General features: G+C 63.5%; 23 protein-coding genes and 1 pseudogene. 10 read left to right on the top strand and 14 right to left on the bottom strand.

Features of this window, described 5'->3' with window-relative positions; genetic code table 11:
- Nucleotides 1-11 precede the first annotated feature (11 nt).
- From ftsA to MLE18_RS06505, 3 genes are all read left to right on the top strand, one after another.
- Nucleotides 12-1,244 carry a cell division protein FtsA gene (ftsA, locus tag MLE18_RS06515; RefSeq protein WP_243311907.1) on the top strand — a complete coding sequence of 411 codons (1,233 nt, stop codon included), beginning with the start codon at nucleotides 12-14 and terminating at the stop codon, nucleotides 1,242-1,244.
- A gap of 62 nt (nucleotides 1,245-1,306) precedes the next feature.
- On the top strand, nucleotides 1,307-2,680 hold the full coding sequence (gene ftsZ / locus MLE18_RS06510) for a cell division protein FtsZ (protein WP_243368469.1): 1,374 nt from the start codon (nucleotides 1,307-1,309) through the stop codon (nucleotides 2,678-2,680).
- A 213-nt stretch (nucleotides 2,681-2,893) separates the two neighbouring features.
- Nucleotides 2,894-4,546, top strand: a complete 1,653-nt coding sequence (locus tag MLE18_RS06505) for a radical SAM protein (protein ID WP_243368467.1) — start codon at nucleotides 2,894-2,896, stop codon at nucleotides 4,544-4,546.
- Here MLE18_RS06505 and MLE18_RS06500 read toward each other — a convergent pair.
- Nucleotides 4,543-5,487: a GGDEF domain-containing protein gene (locus MLE18_RS06500; protein ID WP_243368464.1), complete on the bottom strand. Its 945-nt coding sequence runs from the start codon at nucleotides 5,485-5,487 to the stop codon at nucleotides 4,543-4,545. The genes MLE18_RS06505 and MLE18_RS06500 overlap by 4 nt on opposite strands.
- A 245-nt stretch (nucleotides 5,488-5,732) precedes the next feature.
- Here MLE18_RS06500 and MLE18_RS06495 point away from each other — a divergent pair, with 245 nt between their 5' ends.
- Complete coding sequence (locus MLE18_RS06495; RefSeq protein ID WP_243368462.1) at nucleotides 5,733-6,002, top strand: hypothetical protein; 270 nt, start codon at nucleotides 5,733-5,735, stop codon at nucleotides 6,000-6,002.
- Nucleotides 6,003-6,042: 40 nt separating this feature from the next.
- Here the strand turns inward: MLE18_RS06495 and MLE18_RS06490 are convergent, their stop codons facing one another.
- Genes MLE18_RS06490 through MLE18_RS06470 form a run of 5 tightly spaced genes read right to left on the bottom strand, consistent with a single transcriptional unit; the run spans nucleotide 6,043 to nucleotide 7,700 of the window.
- Nucleotides 6,043-6,294, bottom strand: coding sequence for a hypothetical protein (locus MLE18_RS06490; protein ID WP_243368460.1), 252 nt, complete (start codon nucleotides 6,292-6,294; stop codon nucleotides 6,043-6,045).
- 3 nt (nucleotides 6,295-6,297) lie between these two features.
- Nucleotides 6,298-6,552: a hypothetical protein gene (locus MLE18_RS06485; protein WP_243368458.1), complete on the bottom strand. Its 255-nt coding sequence runs from the start codon at nucleotides 6,550-6,552 to the stop codon at nucleotides 6,298-6,300.
- 7 nt (nucleotides 6,553-6,559) lie between these two features.
- Nucleotides 6,560-6,736 carry a hypothetical protein gene (locus MLE18_RS06480; RefSeq protein ID WP_243368456.1) on the bottom strand — a complete coding sequence of 59 codons (177 nt, stop codon included), beginning with the start codon at nucleotides 6,734-6,736 and terminating at the stop codon, nucleotides 6,560-6,562.
- Entirely contained in the window at nucleotides 6,733-7,215 is a 483-nt protein-coding gene (locus MLE18_RS06475; protein ID WP_243368454.1) for a thermonuclease family protein, read from the bottom strand. Before MLE18_RS06475 ends, MLE18_RS06480 begins: the two co-directional genes overlap by 4 nt.
- Nucleotides 7,212-7,700 (bottom strand): transglycosylase SLT domain-containing protein, encoded by a 489-nt coding sequence (locus MLE18_RS06470; protein ID WP_243368452.1) that lies wholly within the window; start codon nucleotides 7,698-7,700, stop codon nucleotides 7,212-7,214. Before MLE18_RS06470 ends, MLE18_RS06475 begins: the two co-directional genes overlap by 4 nt.
- Nucleotides 7,701-7,939: 239 nt before the next feature.
- Here MLE18_RS06470 and MLE18_RS06465 point away from each other — a divergent pair, with 239 nt between their 5' ends.
- The 5 genes from MLE18_RS06465 (at nucleotide 7,940) to MLE18_RS18085 (ending at nucleotide 11,656) form a co-directional block, all read left to right on the top strand.
- Nucleotides 7,940-8,650 (top strand): DVU0298 family protein, encoded by a 711-nt coding sequence (locus MLE18_RS06465; protein ID WP_243368449.1) that lies wholly within the window; start codon nucleotides 7,940-7,942, stop codon nucleotides 8,648-8,650.
- Nucleotides 8,651-8,716: 66 nt separating this feature from the next.
- Complete coding sequence (locus tag MLE18_RS06460; RefSeq protein ID WP_243368446.1) at nucleotides 8,717-9,061, top strand: DVU0772 family protein; 345 nt, start codon at nucleotides 8,717-8,719, stop codon at nucleotides 9,059-9,061.
- Between the two features lie 119 nt (nucleotides 9,062-9,180).
- Nucleotides 9,181-9,564: a response regulator gene (locus tag MLE18_RS06455; protein WP_243368444.1), complete on the top strand. Its 384-nt coding sequence runs from the start codon at nucleotides 9,181-9,183 to the stop codon at nucleotides 9,562-9,564.
- On the top strand, nucleotides 9,561-10,298 hold the full coding sequence (locus MLE18_RS06450; RefSeq protein ID WP_243368442.1) for a metallophosphoesterase family protein: 738 nt from the start codon (nucleotides 9,561-9,563) through the stop codon (nucleotides 10,296-10,298). The genes MLE18_RS06455 and MLE18_RS06450 overlap by 4 nt, the downstream gene beginning before the upstream one ends.
- Nucleotides 10,295-11,656, top strand: a complete 1,362-nt coding sequence (locus MLE18_RS18085) for a protein kinase domain-containing protein (RefSeq protein ID WP_243368439.1) — start codon at nucleotides 10,295-10,297, stop codon at nucleotides 11,654-11,656. The genes MLE18_RS06450 and MLE18_RS18085 overlap by 4 nt, the downstream gene beginning before the upstream one ends.
- Nucleotides 11,657-11,792: 136 nt before the next feature.
- Here MLE18_RS18085 and MLE18_RS06440 read toward each other — a convergent pair.
- The 5 genes and pseudogenes from MLE18_RS06440 to MLE18_RS06420 all read right to left on the bottom strand — a co-directional run.
- Nucleotides 11,793-11,972, bottom strand: a pseudogene (locus MLE18_RS06440) (SU10 major capsid protein); the annotation flags it as partial.
- A gap of 934 nt (nucleotides 11,973-12,906) precedes the next feature.
- Nucleotides 12,907-13,323, bottom strand: a complete 417-nt coding sequence (locus MLE18_RS06435; RefSeq protein WP_243368435.1) for a hypothetical protein — start codon at nucleotides 13,321-13,323, stop codon at nucleotides 12,907-12,909.
- Nucleotides 13,324-13,335: 12 nt separating this feature from the next.
- Complete coding sequence (locus MLE18_RS06430) at nucleotides 13,336-13,719, bottom strand: hypothetical protein (protein WP_243368433.1); 384 nt, start codon at nucleotides 13,717-13,719, stop codon at nucleotides 13,336-13,338.
- 51 nt (nucleotides 13,720-13,770) lie between these two features.
- Nucleotides 13,771-14,727 (bottom strand): SU10 major capsid protein, encoded by a 957-nt coding sequence (locus tag MLE18_RS06425; protein WP_243368431.1) that lies wholly within the window; start codon nucleotides 14,725-14,727, stop codon nucleotides 13,771-13,773.
- Nucleotides 14,728-14,758: 31 nt separating this feature from the next.
- The gene (locus MLE18_RS06420; protein ID WP_243368429.1) at nucleotides 14,759-15,682 is read right to left on the bottom strand and encodes a hypothetical protein; all 924 of its coding nucleotides are present in this window, start codon (nucleotides 15,680-15,682) and stop codon (nucleotides 14,759-14,761) included.
- Between the two features lie 176 nt (nucleotides 15,683-15,858).
- On the opposite strand from MLE18_RS06420, the gene MLE18_RS06415 reads away from it, so the two are divergent.
- Nucleotides 15,859-16,851, top strand: coding sequence for a hypothetical protein (locus MLE18_RS06415; RefSeq protein ID WP_243368427.1), 993 nt, complete (start codon nucleotides 15,859-15,861; stop codon nucleotides 16,849-16,851).
- A 72-nt stretch (nucleotides 16,852-16,923) separates the two neighbouring features.
- On the opposite strand, the gene MLE18_RS06410 is transcribed toward MLE18_RS06415, so the two are convergent.
- The 3 genes from MLE18_RS06410 to MLE18_RS06400 all read right to left on the bottom strand — a co-directional run bounded on the left by MLE18_RS06410 (nucleotide 16,924) and on the right by MLE18_RS06400 (nucleotide 20,350).
- On the bottom strand, nucleotides 16,924-17,316 hold the full coding sequence (locus MLE18_RS06410) for a hypothetical protein (RefSeq protein WP_243368425.1): 393 nt from the start codon (nucleotides 17,314-17,316) through the stop codon (nucleotides 16,924-16,926).
- A gap of 1,525 nt (nucleotides 17,317-18,841) precedes the next feature.
- Nucleotides 18,842-19,459, bottom strand: coding sequence for a hypothetical protein (locus MLE18_RS06405; RefSeq protein ID WP_243368423.1), 618 nt, complete (start codon nucleotides 19,457-19,459; stop codon nucleotides 18,842-18,844).
- Nucleotides 19,460-19,816: 357 nt separating this feature from the next.
- Entirely contained in the window at nucleotides 19,817-20,350 is a 534-nt protein-coding gene (locus MLE18_RS06400) for a YbhB/YbcL family Raf kinase inhibitor-like protein (protein WP_243368421.1), read from the bottom strand.
- Between the last annotated feature and the right edge of the window lie 15 nt (nucleotides 20,351-20,365).

Below are 20,365 nucleotides of genomic sequence, written 5' to 3'. Positions count from 1 at the left end.
GGGGACCCCAAATGGCCAAGTCTTCGGAACTCATAGTCGGATTGGATATCGGCACCACCAAGATCTGCGCGGTGGTGGGCGAACTGTCCGCGGAAGGCGTGGATGTCGTCGGCATCGGAACCGCGCCCTCCACGGGGCTGCGCAAGGGCGTGGTGGTCAACATCGAACAGACCGTGGCCTCCATCAAGAAAGCCCTGGAGGAGGCGGAGCTCATGGCCGGGTGCGAGATCCGCACGGTCTACGCGGGCATCGCCGGGAGCCACATCAAGGGCTTCAACTCCCACGGAGTCATCGCGGTCAAGGGCGGCGAAGTCACCCAGAAGGACGTGGAGCGCGTGCTGGACGCGGCCAAGGCCGTGGCCATCCCGCTGGACCGCGAGGTCATCCACATCCTGCCGCAGGAATTCATCGTGGACGACCAGCGCGGCATCGCCGACCCGCTGGGCATGGCCGGCGTGCGCCTGGAAGTGAAGGTGCACATCGTCACCGGCGCGGTGACCTCGGCCCAGAACATCGTTCGCAGCTGCCACCGCGCCGGCCTGGACGTGGCGGACATCGTGCTGGAGGCCCTGGCCTCCTCCAAGGCGGTGCTCACCGAGGAGGAGCGCGAGATCGGGGTGGCCCTGGTGGACCTGGGCGGCGGAACCACGGACCTGGCCGTGTTCTCCAACGACTCCATCAAGCACACCTCGGTGCTGGCCCTGGGCGGCAACAACCTGACCAACGACATCGCCTTCGGCCTGCGCACGCCCATGGCCAGCGCGGAGAAGATCAAGATCAAGTACGGCTGCGCCCTTTCCGACCTGGTGAGAAAGGACGAGGTGATCGAGGTCATCAGCGTGGGCGGCCGCGAGCCCCGCAGGCTCTCCCGCCAGGTGCTGGCCGAGATCTGCGAGCCGCGCATCGAGGAGATGCTGGCCCTGGTGGATCAGGAGCTGGTCAAGTCCGGGCTCAAGAACGCCATCGCCGCCGGCGTGGTGCTCACGGGCGGAACGGCCCTCATCGAGGGCATTCAGGAGCTTGGGGAGCAGATCTTCAACCTGCCCACCCGCGTAGGCTTTCCCCTGCGCGTGGGAGGGCTCAAGGACGTGGTGAACAGCCCCATGTACGCCACGGCGGTCGGATTGCTCATGTACGGGGCGGAGAAGGAAGGCGTGGAGAAGCGCTTCCGCATCCGCTCGGACGAGAAAGTGTTCAATCGCATCCTCGGCCGCATGCGGAAATGGTTCGTGGATGTGAAGTAGAAACGAGGGACAGGTTTATGAACATTCAGGGGGATCTTTTGCAATCGCAAGGAGAGGGGAACATGGACATTTACGACATCGATTTCGAATCCAACGCACGCATCAAAGTGGTCGGGGTAGGCGGTGGCGGCGGCAACGCCGTGAACAACATGATCTGTTCGGCCCTGCGCGGCGTGACGTTCATCACCGCCAACACGGACATCCAGGCGCTCAACAAGTCCAAGGCCGAGTTCAAGATCCAGCTTGGCGACAAGCTGACCAAGGGCCTGGGCGCGGGCGCCAACCCGGACTGCGGCCGCGACGCCGCGCTTGAATCCATCGACCAGATCCGCAAGACCATCTGCGACGCGGACATGGTCTTCGTCACCGCCGGCATGGGCGGCGGCACCGGCACGGGCGCGGCCCCGGTCATCGCCCAGGCCGCCAAGGAAGCGGGCGCCCTCACCGTGGGCGTGGTCACCAAGCCGTTCTTCTTCGAAGGCAAGAAGCGCATGGCCGCCGCCGAGCGCGGCATCGCGCTGCTGCGCGAGCAGGTGGACTCCATCATCACCATCCCCAACGACCGCCTGCTGACCATGGCCTCCAAGAAGGCCGCCTTCATCGAGATGCTCAAGAAGGCCGACGAGATCCTCTACTACGCGGTGAAGGGCATCTCGGACCTGATCATGGTCCCCGGCCTGATCAACCTGGACTTCGCCGACGTGAAGGCCGTGATGAGCGAGATGGGCCTGGCCATGATGGGCTTCGGCGTCGCCCGCGGCGAGAACCGCGCCAAGGAAGCCGCCCTGAAGGCCATCACCAGCCCCCTGCTGGAGGACGTGACCATCGACGGCGCCAAGGGCGTGCTCATGAACATCACCTGCTCGCCCGACCTGACCATCGAGGAAGTGGACGAGGCCGCCTCCGCCATCACCGAGGCCGTGCATGAGGACGCCAAGGTCTTCTTCGGCACCGTGTTCGACGAGAACGCCGGGGACGAGATCCGCATCACCGTGATCGCAACGGGCATCGAGAGCGCCGCCGAGATGAGCCGCACCCATGCCTCCAAGGTCAGCGTGCACCCGGCCGTGGCCGGTGCGGTGACCCAGCACGCGGAGCCCGCGCCCCAGCCCAGGGCCGCCCAGCCCGTTCACCAGCCCGTGCATCAGGCCGGGCAGCAGCCTGTTCACCAGGCCGCGCACCAGCCGTACGCCGGGCACGACGAGCTGCGCCCCCGCCGCGACCTGCCCCCGCAGCAGCAGGCCGCCAGCCGCACCGAGCGCGCCCTGGCCGCCCACAGCGACCTGACCATCCCGGCCTACCTGCGCAAGGGGCGCAAGGGACCTGATTCGGCGGGCATCGCCCAGTACAGGAACCACTCGCCCGGTTCGGAGGACTTCGTGTTCGACGAGGACGAGTTCGAGGTGCCGGCCTTCATCCGCATGCAGGCGGACTAGGCGCGCTGACACCGGGCCATGGCCGCCCTCCCGATCAGGAGGGCGGGTTGCGGGGCGGACCCGCAGCCAGCGATGACGGGCGTATCCGGCGGGTGCCGGTACGGCCCGCGCGGCCCGGCATGGAACTGATTATGAGAACGTCGAGGCATTCAGGCCGCTTCGCTGTCCGCTTGGCCCGGGGGACGATCCCCCCCGCCGGGCACGGATAGAGGCGTGCCGAAGGAGGGCGCGGCGAACCGCACCGTCTATTTCAGAGGCCAGGAGCCTGTGTTGCCGGACCCCGGCGGCAGGCTGCCGGTGGCCCTCGCCTACCCTGGCGCCGTGCGCGCGGCGTTGTCCGCACTGGGTTGGCAGGCCGTGTACCGTCTGGCCGAACAGAGCCCGTGGCTGGTCATGGAGCGTTTCTTCCTCTCCGCAGGGAAGAGCGTTCCTCGGTCGCAGGATACGTCCTCCCCTCTGGACGCCTTCCCGCTGGCCGCCTTCTCACTGGCTTTCGAACTGGACGGTGCGGTTCTCGCCCTGGCCCTCGAGGCCTCAGGCATCCCCCCGCTTGCGAGCCAGCGGTCCGGCTACCCCCTTCTCCTGGGTGGCGGGCCGCTGGCCTTTTTGAACCCCGCGCCGCTTTCCCCCATACTTGACGCCTGGTTCGTGGGCGAGGCCGAGGCCGGGCTGATCCCGGTTCTGGAGCGCGCCGCGGCGATGGTGCTGGCCGGGGCTCCCAAGGCCGACGTCCTGCGGGAACTGTCCGGGATGCCGGGCATGTATGTCCCAGGACTTTCGCGTACGCCCGTGCGACGCGTGGTGCCGCCGGGCGGGCGCGTGCTGGCCGACCCCGCCTGCTCCAGCTTCGTGAGCAACGAGGCCGAATTCAAGGACACCCTGCTCCTGGAGGTCAACCGGGGCTGCCCCCACGCCTGCCGCTTCTGCGCGGCAGGGTACGTGTATCGTCCGCCCAGGCAGGCCCGAGTGGAGGACCTGCGGGATATCGTGGCCCAGGTGCGCCCCAAGAAGGTCGGTCTGGTGGGCACCGCCCTCACGGACTGGCCCGAGCTGCCCGGCTTCCTGCGCTGGCTGGGGGCGGAGAAGATCAAGTACACGCTGTCCTCCGTGCGCGCCGACGGCGTGAACGAGGAGCTGCTGGATATTTTGCGAAACGCGGGCCTACGCACCCTCACACTGGCGCTGGAGGGACCGAGCGAGCGCATCCGCCGCATGGCCAACAAGAACCTGGAGCCGGACGTGTTCCTGCGCGCCGTGGAGCTGGCGGCCAAGCGCGGGGTGAACCACCTCAAGGTCTACCTCATCATGGGCTGGCCCCTGGAGTCGGACGAGGACTACGCCGAACTGGAGCGCTTCCTGGCCGAGGTCTGCCGGGCGGGCAAGGTGGGTTCCGGCAAGAAGGGCATCGGCCACATGACCCTGGGGGTCAATCCGCTGGTGCCCAAACCCTGGACCCCCATGCAGTGGGCTCCCATGGCCTCGGAAGAAGTGCTTGAGGCCCGACAGGTCTGGATGGCCTCCATGGTCAAGCCGCTGCGCGGCGTGCGCCTGGAGGGCGAGAAGCCGTTCTGGGCGCGCGTGCAGGGCCTGCTGGCCAGGGGAGGGGAGGAACTGGCCCCCATGACCCTCCTGGCCGCCCGGGAAGGTTGGCGTGCCGCGATGAAGGAGTACGCGGCCAACGCCGCCGACGTGCTGGACCGCGAGCGCGGCCAAGACGAGCCCTTCCCTTGGGAGTGCGTGGACGTGGGCGTGAGCCGCCAGGCGCTCTGGGACGAGTGGCTGCGATACAAGGAAGGCCGCCGCAGCCCCAAGTGCCCGGACGAGCCCTGCGGGCGCTGCGAAGCCTGCTCCTGGCAGGGGCCCTAGGGGACGTCGGCCCCCTGGAGAGCGCATTCCTCCGGACGGCACAACACATCCCCACCCTTGGCTTTGGCGCGGTAGACGGACATGTCCGCCAGGCTGACGGCCTGGCTGAACCGAGAAGCGGAGCAGCCGTTGCGGGCCACGCCGCCGGGAGGCAGCGTATCCCGGCAGGGGGGAGGGCAGGGGACCAGCCCCATGGACAGGGTGCAGCCCCGGCCGTTCACGTCCCTGAAGCGCATGCGGATACGCTCGGCCACATCCCGGGCCTTGAGCTCCCGGCAGCCGAGCATTACGGCGAACTCGTCCCCACCCAGGCGGAAGGCCTGGTCCACGCCCTCGCGAACGCTGTCCTGAAGGATCCCGGCCAGCACCAGAAGAACCTCGTCCCCGGCCTGGTGGCCGTGGGAGTCGTTGACCTGCTTGAACTTGTCGCAGTCGATGAGCAGCAGGTGCCTCTCGGGGAGGGTATTCGGGCAGGCGCGGGCCAGGGCGTCCTCGAAGGCGCGGCGGTTTCCGAGCCCGGTCAGGGGGTCGCGGCGGCTCAGGTCCTCCATGTCGCGGCGCATCTTGTCGGTCTCTTCCAGACGCCAGAGCAGTCGCCTCTCACGGTCCTCCAGCAGGTGCAGCATCCAGTTGAGGTTCCGCTTGAGCCGGATGAGCATGTGCTCGTCCTCCGCTTCCACGGGCAAGGCGAACGGCTCGGGCAAGCCGCCTCGCCTGAGCCTGGCTGAGAAGACGCTCAGTTCCTCCAACTCGCGGTAGACGACGAAGCGCAGGATCGCGCGGGAGAGAAAGGGCAGCAGCGCCAGGCCCAGAGCGGCGTGCAGGGCCAGCAGGGCCAGGGCTGGCGCGCCTTTGCCGGCCTCCAGCAGGGTCATGGCCGCCAGGGAAGGGCACACCATGATCGCGGCCAGGATGCAGGAGAGTTTCAGATGAGGGCTCATCAAATCCTCCGGAGCGGGGATGAAGATATGATTTTGAGAATCATTTTCAAGCGAGCACTACAGAGCGACAGCAACACTGTCAACGCCCGGATCAGGGGCCGGTTCCCGTCCGCGAAGTGCGCAGATTTCGTCACCGATGGGCAAAAATCGTAACCGATGCTGAACGTCGCGATCAAAACCAGCATGATATCGAGGTGGTACGCTGTGGCACGGGATGTGATAGGGCAGGGTTGGAGGTACATGTCATGAAAAGCCTGCTGCTCGCCGCCGTACTCGTCTGCCTCGCCTCTTCCCAGGCGCTCGCGTACGGTTCGTTGTCCGTTAGCCCTTGGGGCGTTTCCGTGTCGGTGGGCACCCCCGCGCCGCCGCCTCCGGTGTACGTGGCGCCTGCTCCTGTCTATGTCGCGCCGCCGCCCCCGCCCCCGGTGTACGTTGCGCCCGGCTACTACTACGCCCCTCCTCCGGGCCATGTGTACCGCCACAAGCACCATCCGCACCGATATTACGGCTGGTAGACACCGCAAAAAAACCGGGGGGCCCAGGCCCCCCGGCTGTTTATTGGCCTCCCGGCTTGCGGTCTATCCCGGTGACCACGAACACCCTCCCCGGCCCGTCCTTGGGCGCGGGCGCGTCCTCGGCGGTCTGCCGGGCGATGTCCTTGATCTCCTTGGCCGCAGCCAGCTGCACCTTGTCGTCTTCGGCCTCAAGCAGGCGCTCCAGCACGTCCAGCACCTTCTCGGAGAGAAGCGCCGCCGCCCGCTGGCACACCGGCTTGCGTCTGGCCGATGTTCTGCGCGCTCCGGGCATGCGTCACTTCACCGCCTGCCGCACCAGCCTCTCCCAGGCGGCCAAGCCCAGCCAGGCCAGCCCGCCGCCCACCAACGAGGTGATAACTGCGTTGAAGATCTGGGTGCGCAGGGAGAAGGCACCGCGCAGCAACTGGTGATGCCGGGCGTGCTCGCCCGGGGCCAGGTCGCACCCGGCGCAGCAGTCCTGGCGCAGCGCGCCGTCTTCCAAAGCCTCCTTGAGGGCTTCCCTGACGAGGGGTTTGAGGTTGTCGTTCACGGGCGGCCTATGCGACGCGCTCCGAGGTGAAGAGCCGCAGGGCCGTGTTTGTCACGGCCAGCAATGCGGCCTGCAGGGCAGGGTCCATCACGCTGTTGCCCACGGCGGCCTGTGCGCCCACCGCGGCCAGCGCGGCCACATTGGTCCATATCGTCTTGGAAGCGTACCACTTCTTGGCGTTCAATTGTTTCTCCTGTGATGTTTGCGCCACTGCCAGGGCGGCACGGGCGCGGGGTCGGCCCAGAGGCCCAGCCCGCGCAGCCTGGCCGCTGTCTCGGCCAGGCGCAGCCCGTAGCAGGGGCGGCAGTAGTTGCGGTACACCCAGGCGTGCCCGGCCCGCACCATCTCCGTGTTGAGTTCGGAGCCGTCCGGCAGCAGGACCACGGCCACGGTGCGCCCGTAGGCGTCCCTGTCCTTCTCGCGGACGTCCACGCGTTTGCCCAGGGCCAGGTGGCGCAGGTAATCCCTGGCGTCCTGGCCGCCTCGCTGGGCGAGTTCGGGCGCGTCGATGCCGAAGAGGCGCACATGCACGCCATCCACGGTGATGGTGTCGCCGTCGGCCACGCGCTGGACCGTCCCGTCGAAGGCCGACGCGGCGCAGGCGGCGAGGATCAGGCCCAGGGCCATGAGGCCGGGCAGGGAACGTCTGGTGATGTTCTTCATTGGGGCCACTTCCCGCCGAGGGCGCGGGCGATCTTGTCCACGTAGGACTGGTTGACGAACGCGCCGTCGGCGCCGAAGCGCGCCGATCCGGCGTTGTAGGCGGCCGCCACTCCGGGCCAGCCGTGTTTGCCGTGCAGCCGGTCGCGCAGCCGTGCCAGCAGCCTGCAACCGTATTCCAGCCCGGTGGCCGGGTCCGTCAGGGCCGAGAGAAACGGCCCCTGGAAACCCAGTCCCCTGGCTGTGGCGCCCATGACCTGCATCAGCCCCCAGGAGGTGGCCAGGGCCTGGCGTTCGGAGTCCAGGCTGCAGGGTGCCTTGGAGCGCACGGAGGCGTCCTTGGCCACATGGCGCGCGTAGTACGCGGGTTCATACCGGAAGGCCCACGCGTTGCCTCCCGACTCCACTCCAACCACCGCCGACACAAGCTCCGGGGGCAGTCCCCAGTCACTGGCGGCGTTCTCGATGAGCGTCTCATGCTCGGTCATCGTTACTCTCTCCTGGCGATGTGCCCAAGCGCGAACGGCGCGCCCGGCCGGGCGTCATGGGAGCGGGTCCGCCCGGCGCGCCGTGTCATGGGGTGCATCATAGGCAAGCCGCGTTTGGTGTAAACGGTACATGGGGGCATGCGGCCATTTACATTCTGGCGGATATGCAGCGGAGGGGAAACTCTGGAAAAGCAGGGGCGCACATGGTAGAAAAAGACAAACCAGAATAAGGAGCTGCCATGGGCAAGCTGCGTGAAATACGGAAGATCGTGCTGGAGGTGCTGGCAGGGGACGACTGGCCCCAGGGCCTGACGGCGCTTGAGGCCATCCCCCCCAAACAGCTGATCGGCCCGCTGTTCGCCTGCCTGCTGGAGCCCGACCAGCTGGTGCGCTGGCGGGCGGTGACCGCCTTCGGCGTGGTCGTGCCGCGCCTGTACCGGGAAAAGCCGGAGGACGCCCGCCAACTGATACGCCAGCTGATGTGGCGCCTCAACGAGGAGTCCGGCAACATCGCCTGGGGCATCCCCGAGGCGTTCGGGGAAATCCTGGCCAACCAGCCCGACCTGGCAAAAGAGTTCCACCGGGTGCTGGCCTCCTACATCAACGAGCGCGACTGCAAGACCGGCGACAACTACCTGGAATTGTGCCCGCTGCGTTGCGGGGCCTACTGGGGGCTGGCGCGCCTGGCCCAGGACAGGCCGGATCTGACGATGACCGCCTTTGATGACCTGGTCCTGGCTCTTGCCGGCGAGGACCCTGAGAGCAGGGCCCTGGCTGCCTGGGCGGTGGGCCCCATGCTCAAGTACGCCCACGCGCGCGTGAAGGCGGTGAGGGGCGTGCTGGATGCCCTGGCGGGGGACGAGTCTGCGGTGGAGCTGTACCGCGACGGCAAGCTCGGCCGCACCACAGTGGCCGCGCTGGCCAGGGAGGCCCTGGAGAAAATTCCTTGACTGGGTGGCAGGAATGATTATTAAAAAATTTATCATCCTGTTTATTCAAACGGCAAGGAGACAGCCATGGATGAACTCAGAAGCTTCGAGGAACATGACGTGGACTGGGAAATGACCCCGGAAGCCGCCGTGACCCTCTATCTCGAATGGGGCAACAACTGCTGGCTGGGCGATTTCAAGCCGGTTCGACACCGCAGCGACTCGACCACCTATTTCGTGGTCAGCACCTGGGAGCCGGAGCCCAAGCTGATGCTCATCCACCGCACTTGCGACGAGGCCAAGGAACTGGCTGTATTGCCTTTGCCCGCGCATCTGCGGGAGCACTTCATGCAGGATGTGGGCTTCAACAAGGGCATCTATCCGCCGACCCCCGAGATCAAGGATTGGCTGCGGACGCAGATGCACAATTGATCCTCTGAAACGATTTTTGTTCAAAAAAGACCGGCCGTCCGGTCTTTTTTTGTTGCCGTAAAAGGGTCGGCGGCGATATTGAAGGCTCGCGTACCCGATGTGTGGCCAGGGAGGCGGCAATGAAACCCGCATCGATCATGATTGTGGAGGACGAGCGCATCATCGCGCTCGACTTGTGCTTCAAGCTCAGGCGGCTGGGCCACACGGTCTGCGGGGTGGCCCACAACGGCGAGGAGGCCGTCCGCCTCGCAAGCGAGCTGCACCCCGACGTGATCCTTCTCGACATCATCCTGGAAGGCGGCATGGACGGCATCGACGCGCTGGAAGTCATCCGGCGCAACCACCCCGTGCCCGCATTGTTCGTTTCGGCCTGCGCCGACGAAGCCACCCGCACCCGCGCTCAGGCGGCTGGTTGCGCCGGTTTCGTGCACAAGCCGGTGGACCTCGACCAACTGGCGGACCGAGTCCGTTCCGTGCTGGAGCTGGCCGCCACCCGCCAATGATCGTCCTGTCGGACATCCACGCCAATCTGGAAGCCCTGGAGGCCGTCCTGGCCGACATCCGCGCCACCGGCGCGCAGGGGCCTATGGTTTTCCTGGGAGACATGGTGGGCTACGGGGCCGACCCCGAGGCCGTGGTCAGGCGCGTGCGCGCCCTGGGCGCGCTCGCCGTGCAGGGCAACCATGAGGCTGGCGTCAGCGACGAGGGCAGGGCGCGGCGCTTCAACCCCGTTGCCTGGGATGTGGTGCGCTGGACGCGTGAGCATCTGTCCTCCGAAAGCCGTGAATGGCTTGCTGGGCTGCCGCGCTTCCTGAGCCTCGACGGCTGCCGCCTGGTGCACGGCATGCCGCCGCAGAGCGTCGACAAGTACCTGTTTCAGACCGAAGAAGCTGACGTTCGCGCCATCATGGGGAATCTGCAGGAGCCCGTGAGCTTCGTGGGGCACACCCACCTGCTGCGGCTGGTGAGCCTCGGCCCCGGGGATGAGTATTCCAGCAAGCGGCTGGTTTGCGGCGTGCGCGTGCTGGAGCCGGGGGCGCGCCACATGGTGAACTGCGGCGCGGTTGGCCAGCCCCGCGACGGGGATTGCCACGCCAAGTACGTGGTCTACGACCCGGCAGCCAGGGAGCTTGAGGTCCGCTACGTGGCCTACGACGCCCTGGGCGCGGCCCGGAAGATCATCGCGGCAGGCCTGCCCGCCGCCTACGCCGAGCGGCTCACGGACGAACCGCTGTGAGGCGCATCGGCCGCTACGAGGTGCTCGGGCTGCTGGGGCGCGGGGGCATGGGCGCGGTGTACAAGGTGCGCGTGCCCGCGCTGGGCAAGATCCTGGCGCTCAAGCTGTTGGCCCCCACCCCCTTTCTGCGCTCCCTGGTGGACATGGACGAGCTGCGCCACCAGTTCGAGGCCGAGGCCGTGACCCTGGCCGGCCTCAACCACCCCCACATCGCCGCCGTGTGGGACTACGGCCACGCCGGGCGCAGGCCCTTCTTCCTCATGGAGTACTTCTGCCGCGACCTGGGGCAGGTCCTGGGCGAGCGCCCCGAGGTGGAGCTGCCCAGCCGCCGCCTGCCCCTGCCGCGAGCCGCCAGCTATGCCCTGCAGACCCTCGAGGGCCTGGCCCGCCTGCATCACGCGGGTATCGTGCACCGCGACATCAAGCCCTTCAATCTGCTCATCACCGACGAGGATCAGATCAAGATCACCGATTTCGGCCTCTCGCGCGTCAGGGGGGAATCCCTCTCCCGCGCGCCCGGGCTGAAGGTGGGCTCCCCCTACTACGCCGCGCCCGAGCAGGAGCGCGACCCCGCCTCGGTGAAGCCCTGCGCGGACCTCTATTCCGTGGCCGTGACCTTCTACCGCATGCTCACCGGCATCCTCCCCGAGTGGCCGCTTAAGGGCGAGGGCCTGCCCAGCCGCGCCTCGCAGGACATGGACCCGGAGTGGGACGCCTTCTTCGCCCGCGCCCTGCACCCCGACCCGGAGCGCAGGCCCGGCAGCGCCAGGGGCATGGCCGAGGAGATCGAGGCCCTGCTCGGTGAGTGGCGCTCCCGCCTGAGGCAGGCCTGCCGCCTGGAGGAAGCCGGAAGCGTGACGCCGCTGTGCCCGAGGCCCGCCGCGGGCGAAAGGCTGCGCTCAGGCCCCCTGAAGGCGTCCGGGAAGGGCGCGGGCGGCCTGCTGGGCCTGGACGAGCTCTGGCGGCCGACATGCTACGCGACGGAGGGGCTGACCCCTCTCGGCAACACCGTGCGCGACAAGGAGCACGGGCTCGTGTGGCAGCGCGGGGGCAGCCCCTATCCGCTGGATTGGGCAGGCGCGCACGAGTACGTGGCCGAACTCAACTCCCGCCGCTTCGACGGGGCGAGCACCTGGCGGCTGCCCACCGTGGCGGAGCTGGCCTCCACCATGCGCCCCCCCGCAGAATTCACCTCCCATTGCGCCGACCCGGCGTTCGAGGCGGCCATGCGGCTGCTCTGGAGCGTGGATAGGCGCGCCTATACACAGGCATGGTTCGCGGACATGGAGCTGGGCGCGTTCGCCTGGGCCGAACACACCTGCCGAAGGTGGGTGCGGGCCGTGCGGACGGCCTGTTGAGCTGCCGGGCTGCCCTGTCCGCTTCACTTCCTCCTCTTCGTCCCGTAACAGGCACCTGCCCTATGGTGATTCGATGCCATGCTGTAGGATGGTCTATGGGGCGGGCCTTGCGGCCCGCCCCAGGTTTGTCAGTCGGTTAGTCGGTCGCGCACTTCTTGCACTTGGCCGCGGACTTCTCGCCCAGCATCACGAAGGTGGCCTCCACGATGGACTGGCACTTCACGGAGTCGCCCGTGGCGGCCAGGTCCACGCACTTGAAGGGCCGCAGGAAGGCCATGGAGCAGCGGGAGAGTTGGATCGTTGACAACTTGTTTGCTGGGAAGTATTCGGTGTCGGATGGCGATTGTAGGTATGTCTATGAAAAGGAAAAAGCCAGGCAAACTGTGGATCTGGTTTTCCGATACGGTCTTTTTGAAATAGTGCAGCAGTCTGTGTCTGCAATCATGTCTTTGTTGAAGCTTCGACAGCTATGTGTACTGGAAGGGGAAATGGTATGATTAAGCAGGGGGTTAAATATTTTGGGCAACTGTTGGGGAAGATAGTGCATCTCGAGATTCTTGATATATTGTTCAAGTTGGTGTTGTCTCTGTTTAAAAAATGGTGACTAAATGTCAGCTTGATTTTGATAAATAGTCAAAATCCCCAACTGTCGTAGGCGACTGGCCTAGGTGCGTATTGACTGGTGGCAAATAATTATATAGCCAAGAGCATAAACTGTATGGAGGGCGAATGGGCCGTGTTTTGCTAAGGATATTGAAACCTGTCTCCGCTGTGGCACTAGGCGTTTTAGGGGCTTATGGAACTTTTATTGCTTTTGTGAGGGTGCTATGAGGTTAGAATTCTTACAGTACTTTTGGTTTAATGATGATGAAGAATGCATAAGGCGGTTTGTGATGGAAGTGTATTTTAATTTTTTTATCGTGTCGTTCACCATGCTGCTGTTGCCATAATACTTATTGGCTTGGATTTTGTGTTGGGATGATTCGAGGTAGCACATGAGAAAATGGCTCGCTGATTTTGTTGTTGCCTATGTTACGGCCCTAATTTTACTTTTTCTGGCGTGGTCAAGATCTGGTGGAGTATGATAATGCAAAAACAGCATCAAGTACTTACATATCTCGCAATTGCTATTGGCACGTTTCTGGGTTTGATTTCAAGGGATAGCATAGTGCAACTAGTCAACCTGATCCGGTAGGTGCTCTGATTGGTAACGAAGCGCTGGCGACACCAACGCCTCGTTACGAGTATGGTTATTCTCTGGGAGGCAACTCTGGTGTTTTAGTGTCCTCCTGGTAAAATTGTATAGCCGCAGGAGCAATGACGCCATTAGACAGCCATCCGCCGACAATCGGTATTTTGCCGGCTACAAATCCTGCTGCGCGCCCGGCCAATCCGGCCCTCATAGCGGGGGGCAGGCGGTTGAATGGGCTGTCTGCACGGCCTTCCAAAATCGTAGGGTAGGGCTCGGCTCCGATTGGAGCATGTTCCCACGGAATCTCCGGCTTAGGCGATTCGAACTTTGGGTAGCTTTGGCCTGTGCTTGAATCTGCCTGCTCCACGCTGGTCGAGGGTTGCGGCGCGGGCGTTTCCGAGGCGTCGTGGAGACGCTTCTCGTCATCCAGCCAGGAATAGTCCGAGAAATTCGGGTCGTCGATTCTTTCGCTCATCATGTTCCTCCTTTAGAGCTTCTCGTTACAGGTTGAACCGTCTCCGGCCTGCGCGCCGTCGTTGCCATCCATCTTGGTCGTCCCGCAGGAGACCACCTTCCCCCCGGTGGCCAGGGTGTTGTTGGCCGTATCGTCGCTGGCCCTGAACTCGGGCCTTTCCCGCAGCAGCCACTCCAGTTGGTCCTGGTCCATGTTCATGGCGTGGACGTTCTCCTTGAAGTCGCCGCGCGGCATGTAGAACGGGATCACCGCCTCGATGCGGCAATCCTTGAAGAAGGCGCGCTGGTCCGCCGGGAGGCTGCGCAGAAATTTGGTCAGCATGAGGATGGGCAGGTTGTTCTGGGTGGCGCTGGCTTGCAGCTCCTCCTCGCCGAGGGTGATGCGGTGTTCGATCATAGGTTGTCCTATGGGGCGGGCCTTGCGGCCCGCCCCTGGTTCGTCAGTCCGTTAGTCGGTCGCGCACTTCTTGCACTTGGAGGCGGACTTCTCGTTGTGCATCACGAAGGTGGCCTCCACGATGGACTGGCACTTCACGGAGTCGCCCGTGGCGGCCAGGTCCACGCACTTGAAGGGCCGCAGGAAGGCCATGGAGCAGCGGGACGGGTCGTAGACGTACACGCGGTCGTACTTGGTGCCGGTGTCGTCGTCCTTGGCCAGGTAGCGGTCGATGGTCACCTTCATGCGCCCGAAGGGGGTCTCCAGGACCATCACGGCCATGACCAGGGTCTGCTCCGAGGCGTTGGTGTTCACCGTGATGCGCCCGGCCTGGTTCCAGTTGGCGATCTTGCGCGCCTGCACAGGCCCCACCAGGATCACGGAGGGCTCACCCCCTGCCTCGTAGCAGGCCTGCGACATCTCCATCAGCTTGGCCTCGGAGAAGTCGTTGGTGGCGTTGTAGCTGGCGTAGCTCTTGTCGTTGGTGGTGACGAAGCCCTCCAGGCCCTTCATCTGGCGCGCGGTGCCCGCGTCGCCCGCGCTGGCGGCGGCGTTGTTCAGGGCCGCGTATTCCAGCTCCGTGTTCAGGTAGCGGAAGCTCTTGTCCATCTCGTACTGCTTCACGCGTTGGCGGCCGAGCGGGGTCACGGCGTCCAGGGTGCCGGAGATCTTGAAGGTGTCTTCGAGGATCTGGCAGTAGTTGGAGAGCCGAACCGGCGCGGTGCGGGCCGTAGCCACGGCGTCCGCGCCCTCGATGGCCTTGTTGGAGCCGGTGGGGGTCTTGAGTTCGTCCTCCAGCCATTCGTGGAGCACGTTCTTGGCCTTGCCGGTGCCGATGGAGGCGATGAAGGGGGTCTTGTGGGGCGTGACGGTCTGGATCACGTTCTCCACGTCCGAGAAGAGGGTGTCCTTCATCTCGCGCACGCCGGCGCCGGAATTGGAGTAGTAGGAAGTCAGGGAATCAGCCATTGCGTATTGTTCTCCTTGTAGAGGTTACAGGTTAGCGGCCGGAGCCGGAATTCATGGAGAGTTCGAGGTAGCGCAGCAGGTCGCCCTCGCGGGCGCGGCCGGATCTGGCGCGGGCCTTGAGTTCGGCCAGCTCGGTGGAGCGGGCGGCCCCGCCCAGGCGTTCTTCCAGGACGCCAGCGCTCTCCAGAGCGGGGGCGGCCATGCGCCCGGCCACGGCGCGGCGGATGCGCGCGCGGGGATCGAGCTGCGAAGCTTGCGGCTGGTTGTAGGGGGGCGAGGTCTGCTGGCGTTCCGTCGAAGGCATTCCGCCCTGGAAGTGCTCGCGCAGGTGCGTATAGATCTCCAGGAACGCACCGGGGGTGCGGTCGATGCTCTCCAGGAAGGCCTGCTTGACCGGGGCCGGAAGAGACTCGACGAAACTATCGATCCACGTATACAAGCGGCCGAACAGCGGGTCGTTGGCCTTGAGCACCGCCAGCATGACCTGGTTGTTCACGACCTTGCGCTGGGCGCGGCGGACCTGACGCTCCTGCCCACGGCGCTGGCGGTTGGCCACGGCGGCCTGCCACTGGGCGCGGGCCATGGGGTTCATGGGGGGCGGCCCCAGGGGGATGTCGGGCAGGCCGTCGCCGTCCAGGTCGATGCCTTCCAGGTGTTCGATCATGCCGGGGCGCGCGGCCAGTTGGGCCAAGGCGGACCTCAGGGCGTCGGGCGCGGCGGCCACGGGTTGCGTAGAGCCCTGCGGGGGCAGGTTGCGGGGCGCGGCCTGGCCGGGCTGGCCGGCATCCTGCGCCAGCGCGCGCCTGCGCAGGATCTCCTCGTCGGGAAGCTCTGATTCGCCGGGGGCGAAACCTGCGAGCTGCTCCAGGTAGCGGCGGTAGGCCAGTTCGTTGCGGGCCTGACCGTCGGCGGACGATTGCTGCCCGGCGGGGCCGGACATGGTGGGATAGGGCATTCGGGGTTCCTCCTGTGAGGGTTGTTTGTTTCCTGGCATCCCGCGCCAAGATTCCCCGAATTGTATGCAGGCGGATTTTTATTTCACCCCACATAGGGCTATGTGGGGTAAAAAGTTGAAAAAACTTTGAGGCGGCCTTCGAGCGCTCGGGTCTAGGCGGGTCAATAGGAGTACGTATGGTGTGGCGTGTCGTGCTTGGGTTGGTTTGTCTGGGATTGGTGGCGTCCCCGTCAGCAATGGCTTCTGATGCCGATGAATTGGTGCTGTTCAGGAAATATTATGTCGATTTCGTGAAGCGTACCACGCAAGATATGGAGCCGATGCTGCAAGCCTTTTATGACGCTGGGCGCGCGATCATCAACTCAAAACATAATACTGCCGATCTTGAAGCGTATGCAAAAATGTCCATAGATGTCTGGCAGCTTAGGGCGTTGGTGGAAATTGCACAGGATACGCTGCTGGCATCTGTTGTCGAGACTGGAATAGTCATTGATACTCAGGCGAAGCCAGTCGTGTATGTGGATTCGATTAATCGATTCCCGGCGCCGGTGCTTAGTCTGACGCGAAATATTACCGCAGCGTTCGCCGCGAACAAAAATGAGATCCTTTCCGCTGCGTGGGTGAAAATGCAACCCCAGGTGACCGACCTTGCGGAAGCATTCAAGGATTGGCCCGGACCCTACCTGAAAAAGCAAATGCAGCAGGGGAAGCCAGGGAAGGGCGATCTCCCGGAAGAGGTCGTGAAATTGGCGGCGCAGGTGGATAAACTGGTTGACGTAACTCTAGAATATTCTGGGAGGATAATGGACCTCCGCGGTGAGGTCGCGAAGGACAATTCTGAGTATTGTATCGTGCTGGGTCAATATGTGAGAAATTTGACCACATTGTCAGCGGCAGCTACGGATGCATTCATGTTGGTTACAACAAGGCAGCGGCTTGAAATGACCAAAGCGAAGGCCGAAGTAACCAAAGATGATCATGAGATTGTAGATCATTATCTTGAATGGCGTTTGAAGCGTTATCAAGAGGTGCTGTCGCTTTTGGAAAAGCAATGTAATTTGCTGGTCGAGGAGCAGAAGACACAATGCGTTTCGATCCTGAGCGGGTTCAGATATCTTCATAAAAAATTTGAGGGAATTGCGTTAAGCCCCGAAGTCAATAATAAATAATTGGGTGCCTCAGGCCCTTTGGCCTGAGGCACCTTGTTGATTACTGATGCAGGATGGTTTTGCCTGCTCCGATCACCTTGTTGCCCATGTCCAAGCTTCCCACGGTTTGCGAATAGGATACGGCGCCAGCCGTGCGAAATATCCAACGCCGCCCTCAAATGCTCCGCGTTGATCCTCCGAATCGAGTGGTGTGCCGGAGAACCGTTTCACTGCCATCACCACGGCCTTCGGTGCATCCAACCCCGGATGAAGAGCCTTGGTCAGGCCACTGACCACTTCCTCCACTGGGGTGTCTGCGTCCAGGCTCGGGTGGGCCTTCAGGCCGATCCCGCGAACTATCCCCTTCGCGTATCCAGAGAGCCCTTGGACAAGTGGATTCTCCATGTACTTGTCGTAGGGCATACGGCTGTTCCATCCACCTTCGCCTTCCTTGGGGGCGCGAATGATGGCGGCATAGGGGGCCATTGGCGTGTCCATCTCGCCGTTCCCTCGCGCATTGTCGCCCAGTGCGGTCTGCTGCGGGGCCGGGGTGCCCCCAGGGGGCCGAGGGTGTGGTTCACGTCGTCCGTCCAGGAGTAATCCTGGAATCCGGGGTCATCAGTTCTCTCGCTCATCTGTCTTTCCTTCCTGTGGTTGAGGTTGACCAGGGTTCTCCAGCTATGGCGGTCCGTCACTTCCAGGCGGAGCTGTGGCGCAAGATCCGGGGCGTCCAGGCCGCGCGGGACCGCCAGCGGCGGCGTTCGCTGGTAGCGCGCGCCTCGCGCTCGATGTGGACGGAGCTTCTCGAACCGGCGGCGGGCGTGCCTGGGCCTGCATCCGGAGCTTGCTCCGGGCGGCTGTCGTCTAGACTGCGATGAGAAATAGGCTGGCGAATCGGGGTGTCTCCTGTTGGATTCCGCATCTGCGAAGGCGGAAGATCCCCGAAGCCTAGTCAGGATGGATTATTTTGCACCCCACATAGGGCTATGTGGGGAGAAAGTTGGAAAAGTTGGGGGGCACGGTGCGGGTTGGCGGCGACGGCGTGAAGCCTGGCGATGGGGTGAGCTTGAAAAGGGTTGCTTGCGAGAATGTAAGTTTGTAAGCAATGTCGCATATAGGTCGCACAGTTTGTATGGAGACGTCAGCCGAAAGGCCGGAACGAGAAAAGGGGCTGGGATATGACGTGCTGGACACCCGAGTGTTTGCTGGAAACTGTAAGGAAAGAGTTTGTATTCTACATTTTTGCGTTTTTCATTTTCTGGGTGGTGCTGTACATCCAAAAATCCAAGCGTGAGGATCAACTGTATGGTGTGTCGGTCAGGTTTGTTGTATTCTGGTGTGTAGCGATTTTTGTGGGAAGAACGCTGATAACTCATATCGTTAGATAGCGTTGGTCATGCATGTGCAATTTTATAATTCATTGTTTAAGGATTGTTTGCGTGCAATTCACTGGTTTGAAAATTTGATTTGTTGTGAGGTTGTTGATGTAACATGCAGTAAAAGTCATAATGCAGACGCTGATCTGATTTGTGCTCTTGTTGGCTTTTGATTACGTGGATAGGGTGAGAAGGCCGGGCAGGAAATATTATCTTGGGTTTTTCAAGGGGGGCTTATTGCTGTTGTGCGCTGCCTTGTTCTTCTGGTTTGCTGATGATTTGAGGAGTATGTAATTTTATATTTATATGAACATTATGTAGCGTTTAAGATCTTTGTTTGTTGGTTCATGGTGCGGAGGTGTACAATGTGTTGGAGTGTTGAGTGTCTGCTTGAAACAATCAGGAGCAGCGTGTTCTCTTACTTTGCCGTGCTGCTTTGGTTGGCTGTTTGGGCGTACGTTGTGAAGGTTAGAGGAGGCTGCAGTGGGCCAAAGTGGACTTTGTGGCGCGTTGTAACTGTAGCGGTTGTGTTATTTGCTGTGATGACGCTCATCAGCCATGTTGCAAACTGGTATTGGCAAGAAAAATATGGATGGTAAAGCCGGGGCAGAGCGCGGTTGCTCTGCCCCTGAAAGTTAAAACTCGCCTCTGTTCCCGTTGGGATAGTCGGGCGCGCTCATTTCCGGGTGTCCTCCCCCTTCGATGCGGATTCTTGGTACTGGCGCAATTTGAAGCACTTTCTCGAAGGGGTTCTGAAAGGCGGCTCCGATCATTCCTCCGGCAGCAGCTGCCCCTGCGACTGTACCAGCGCCCGGTGCGAGAAGAGTGCCTAGGCCTGCCCCAATGCCCGCTGTGATGGTCGGTGCGAGCACCTCAGCCTCTATGGGGCTGAAGGGCTCAAACACCCCCCTCGCCCCCGGGGCTATCTGGTAGCTCCCGTCATCGTTCTTCCTGGGCCAGCCTTCCTCCTGCCCCGATACCGGAGCCTTCGGCCCGGCCTCAGGCCTGAACGACGGGGCGCCATTGCCCTCGTATCTGCCGGGGAACGCGATGTGCCCATCGGCATCGCGGAATCCGGCCGCACCGTCCACCAGGCCCGTCTGGCCCGCAGGAAACTGCGCTGTAACCGGCCCAAGAACATGGTTCATGTCATCCGTGAAATCGAATCCATCGCCATTTGATTGAGTTGCCTCGAAATCCATCGTGAAGCCCTCCTTGCAGGGGTTGCTGTTGTCAATTGCGTCGGCCGCCATGCCCCGAAGGCATCGCGTCATTCTGGCAATTCTATGCAGGAGGAAGAAAAAATCACCCCACATAGGGCTATGTAGGGAGAAAGTTGGAAAGGACAGTGATTCCCTGTCTAGGGCGGCGGGTACGGGCACAAGCAGGGCAGGCGCACAAGGCGGCTGTCAGGCCGATGTTTGGGAAGGCGACTGCGGGGTGGTGGACAAGCGGCGGGGTGGCGCGTGAGGCTGTGCTAGCAGGTGGTCGGGCGCGCCTCCATGCAGATACAAAGGCAAACAGCGGGTTTGCGCGGAGCAGAGGAGGGCAGGCCGACAAAAGAAAAAGGCCGGTTTCCCGGCCTTTAGTTCCCGTCAATCCCGCTCCAGCTACTTCTTGTATTTCCCCGCCAGCTTGGCCCGAGCCAGGATGTGCCCCTCCAGCGCCAGCAGGAACTCCTGGCGCGTGGCCGATTCCGGCAGGTCCAGGCTGGTGTCCAGGGCGAAGACCTCGATCATCACGTTGCGCGTGGCCCCGGCTGGCGGGCAGGGGCCGGAATAGCCCGGCTTCCCGCCCGGGAGGCTGACCTGCACGCCCTCGGGCTTCATCTGCCGGGTACGGGGCTGGTTTTCGGCGATGGTCTGTGTCGCGGGGGGGATGTTGCAGGCCATCCAGAGCGTTGCCCTGGCCTTGCCGCCGTCCATCTCGGAGGCCAGCAGGGCCAGCGTCCGCGTGCCTTCGGGCGCCCCGGAGACCTGCAGCGCGGGTGAGCGCTCGCCTCCGTCGCAACCGGTGCTGCGCGGCATCTTGTCCCCGTCCTTGAAGGCGGGGCTTAAAAGCGTGAGTGTCCGGGCCTCGGCGGCCCCGCCCCAGAGGAGCAGGGCCAGCGCGGCCAGAAGGATTTTTGCGGTCGTTCCCGCCATATGCTCCCGCCCTTT

Origin of the sequence: Fundidesulfovibrio soli, assembly GCF_022808695.1 — a bacterium.
GTDB lineage: Bacteria > Desulfobacterota > Desulfovibrionia > Desulfovibrionales > Desulfovibrionaceae > Fundidesulfovibrio > Fundidesulfovibrio soli.
Note: the sequence above shows the minus strand (reverse complement) of the source record. Positions and strands in the feature narration are given on the sequence as shown.

What these genes read in the sequence shown, in the direction of transcription:
- ftsZ (WP_243368469.1), top strand. Translation starts at nt 1,307, where the DNA reads ATGGACATTTACGACATCGATTTCGAATCCAACGCACGCATCAAAGTG.
- MLE18_RS06405 (WP_243368423.1), bottom strand. Translation starts at nt 19,459, where the DNA reads ATGGCGGCCGACGCAATTGACAACAGCAACCCCTGCAAGGAGGGCTTC.
- MLE18_RS06400 (WP_243368421.1), bottom strand. Translation starts at nt 20,350, where the DNA reads ATGGCGGGAACGACCGCAAAAATCCTTCTGGCCGCGCTGGCCCTGCTC.
- MLE18_RS06430 (WP_243368433.1), bottom strand. Translation starts at nt 13,719, where the DNA reads ATGATCGAACACCGCATCACCCTCGGCGAGGAGGAGCTGCAAGCCAGC.
- MLE18_RS06425 (WP_243368431.1), bottom strand. Translation starts at nt 14,727, where the DNA reads ATGGCTGATTCCCTGACTTCCTACTACTCCAATTCCGGCGCCGGCGTG.
- MLE18_RS06460 (WP_243368446.1), top strand. Translation starts at nt 8,717, where the DNA reads ATGGATGAACTCAGAAGCTTCGAGGAACATGACGTGGACTGGGAAATG.
- MLE18_RS06450 (WP_243368442.1), top strand. Translation starts at nt 9,561, where the DNA reads ATGATCGTCCTGTCGGACATCCACGCCAATCTGGAAGCCCTGGAGGCC.
- MLE18_RS06420 (WP_243368429.1), bottom strand. Translation starts at nt 15,682, where the DNA reads ATGCCCTATCCCACCATGTCCGGCCCCGCCGGGCAGCAATCGTCCGCC.
- MLE18_RS06490 (WP_243368460.1), bottom strand. Translation starts at nt 6,294, where the DNA reads ATGCCCGGAGCGCGCAGAACATCGGCCAGACGCAAGCCGGTGTGCCAG.
- ftsA (WP_243311907.1), top strand. Translation starts at nt 12, where the DNA reads ATGGCCAAGTCTTCGGAACTCATAGTCGGATTGGATATCGGCACCACC.
- MLE18_RS06495 (WP_243368462.1), top strand. Translation starts at nt 5,733, where the DNA reads ATGAAAAGCCTGCTGCTCGCCGCCGTACTCGTCTGCCTCGCCTCTTCC.
- MLE18_RS06455 (WP_243368444.1), top strand. Translation starts at nt 9,181, where the DNA reads ATGAAACCCGCATCGATCATGATTGTGGAGGACGAGCGCATCATCGCG.
- MLE18_RS06475 (WP_243368454.1), bottom strand. Translation starts at nt 7,215, where the DNA reads ATGAAGAACATCACCAGACGTTCCCTGCCCGGCCTCATGGCCCTGGGC.
- MLE18_RS06465 (WP_243368449.1), top strand. Translation starts at nt 7,940, where the DNA reads ATGGGCAAGCTGCGTGAAATACGGAAGATCGTGCTGGAGGTGCTGGCA.
- MLE18_RS06410 (WP_243368425.1), bottom strand. Translation starts at nt 17,316, where the DNA reads ATGGCCCCCTATGCCGCCATCATTCGCGCCCCCAAGGAAGGCGAAGGT.
- MLE18_RS06470 (WP_243368452.1), bottom strand. Translation starts at nt 7,700, where the DNA reads ATGACCGAGCATGAGACGCTCATCGAGAACGCCGCCAGTGACTGGGGA.
- MLE18_RS06500 (WP_243368464.1), bottom strand. Translation starts at nt 5,487, where the DNA reads ATGAGCCCTCATCTGAAACTCTCCTGCATCCTGGCCGCGATCATGGTG.
- MLE18_RS06435 (WP_243368435.1), bottom strand. Translation starts at nt 13,323, where the DNA reads ATGAGCGAAAGAATCGACGACCCGAATTTCTCGGACTATTCCTGGCTG.
- MLE18_RS06415 (WP_243368427.1), top strand. Translation starts at nt 15,859, where the DNA reads ATGGTGTGGCGTGTCGTGCTTGGGTTGGTTTGTCTGGGATTGGTGGCG.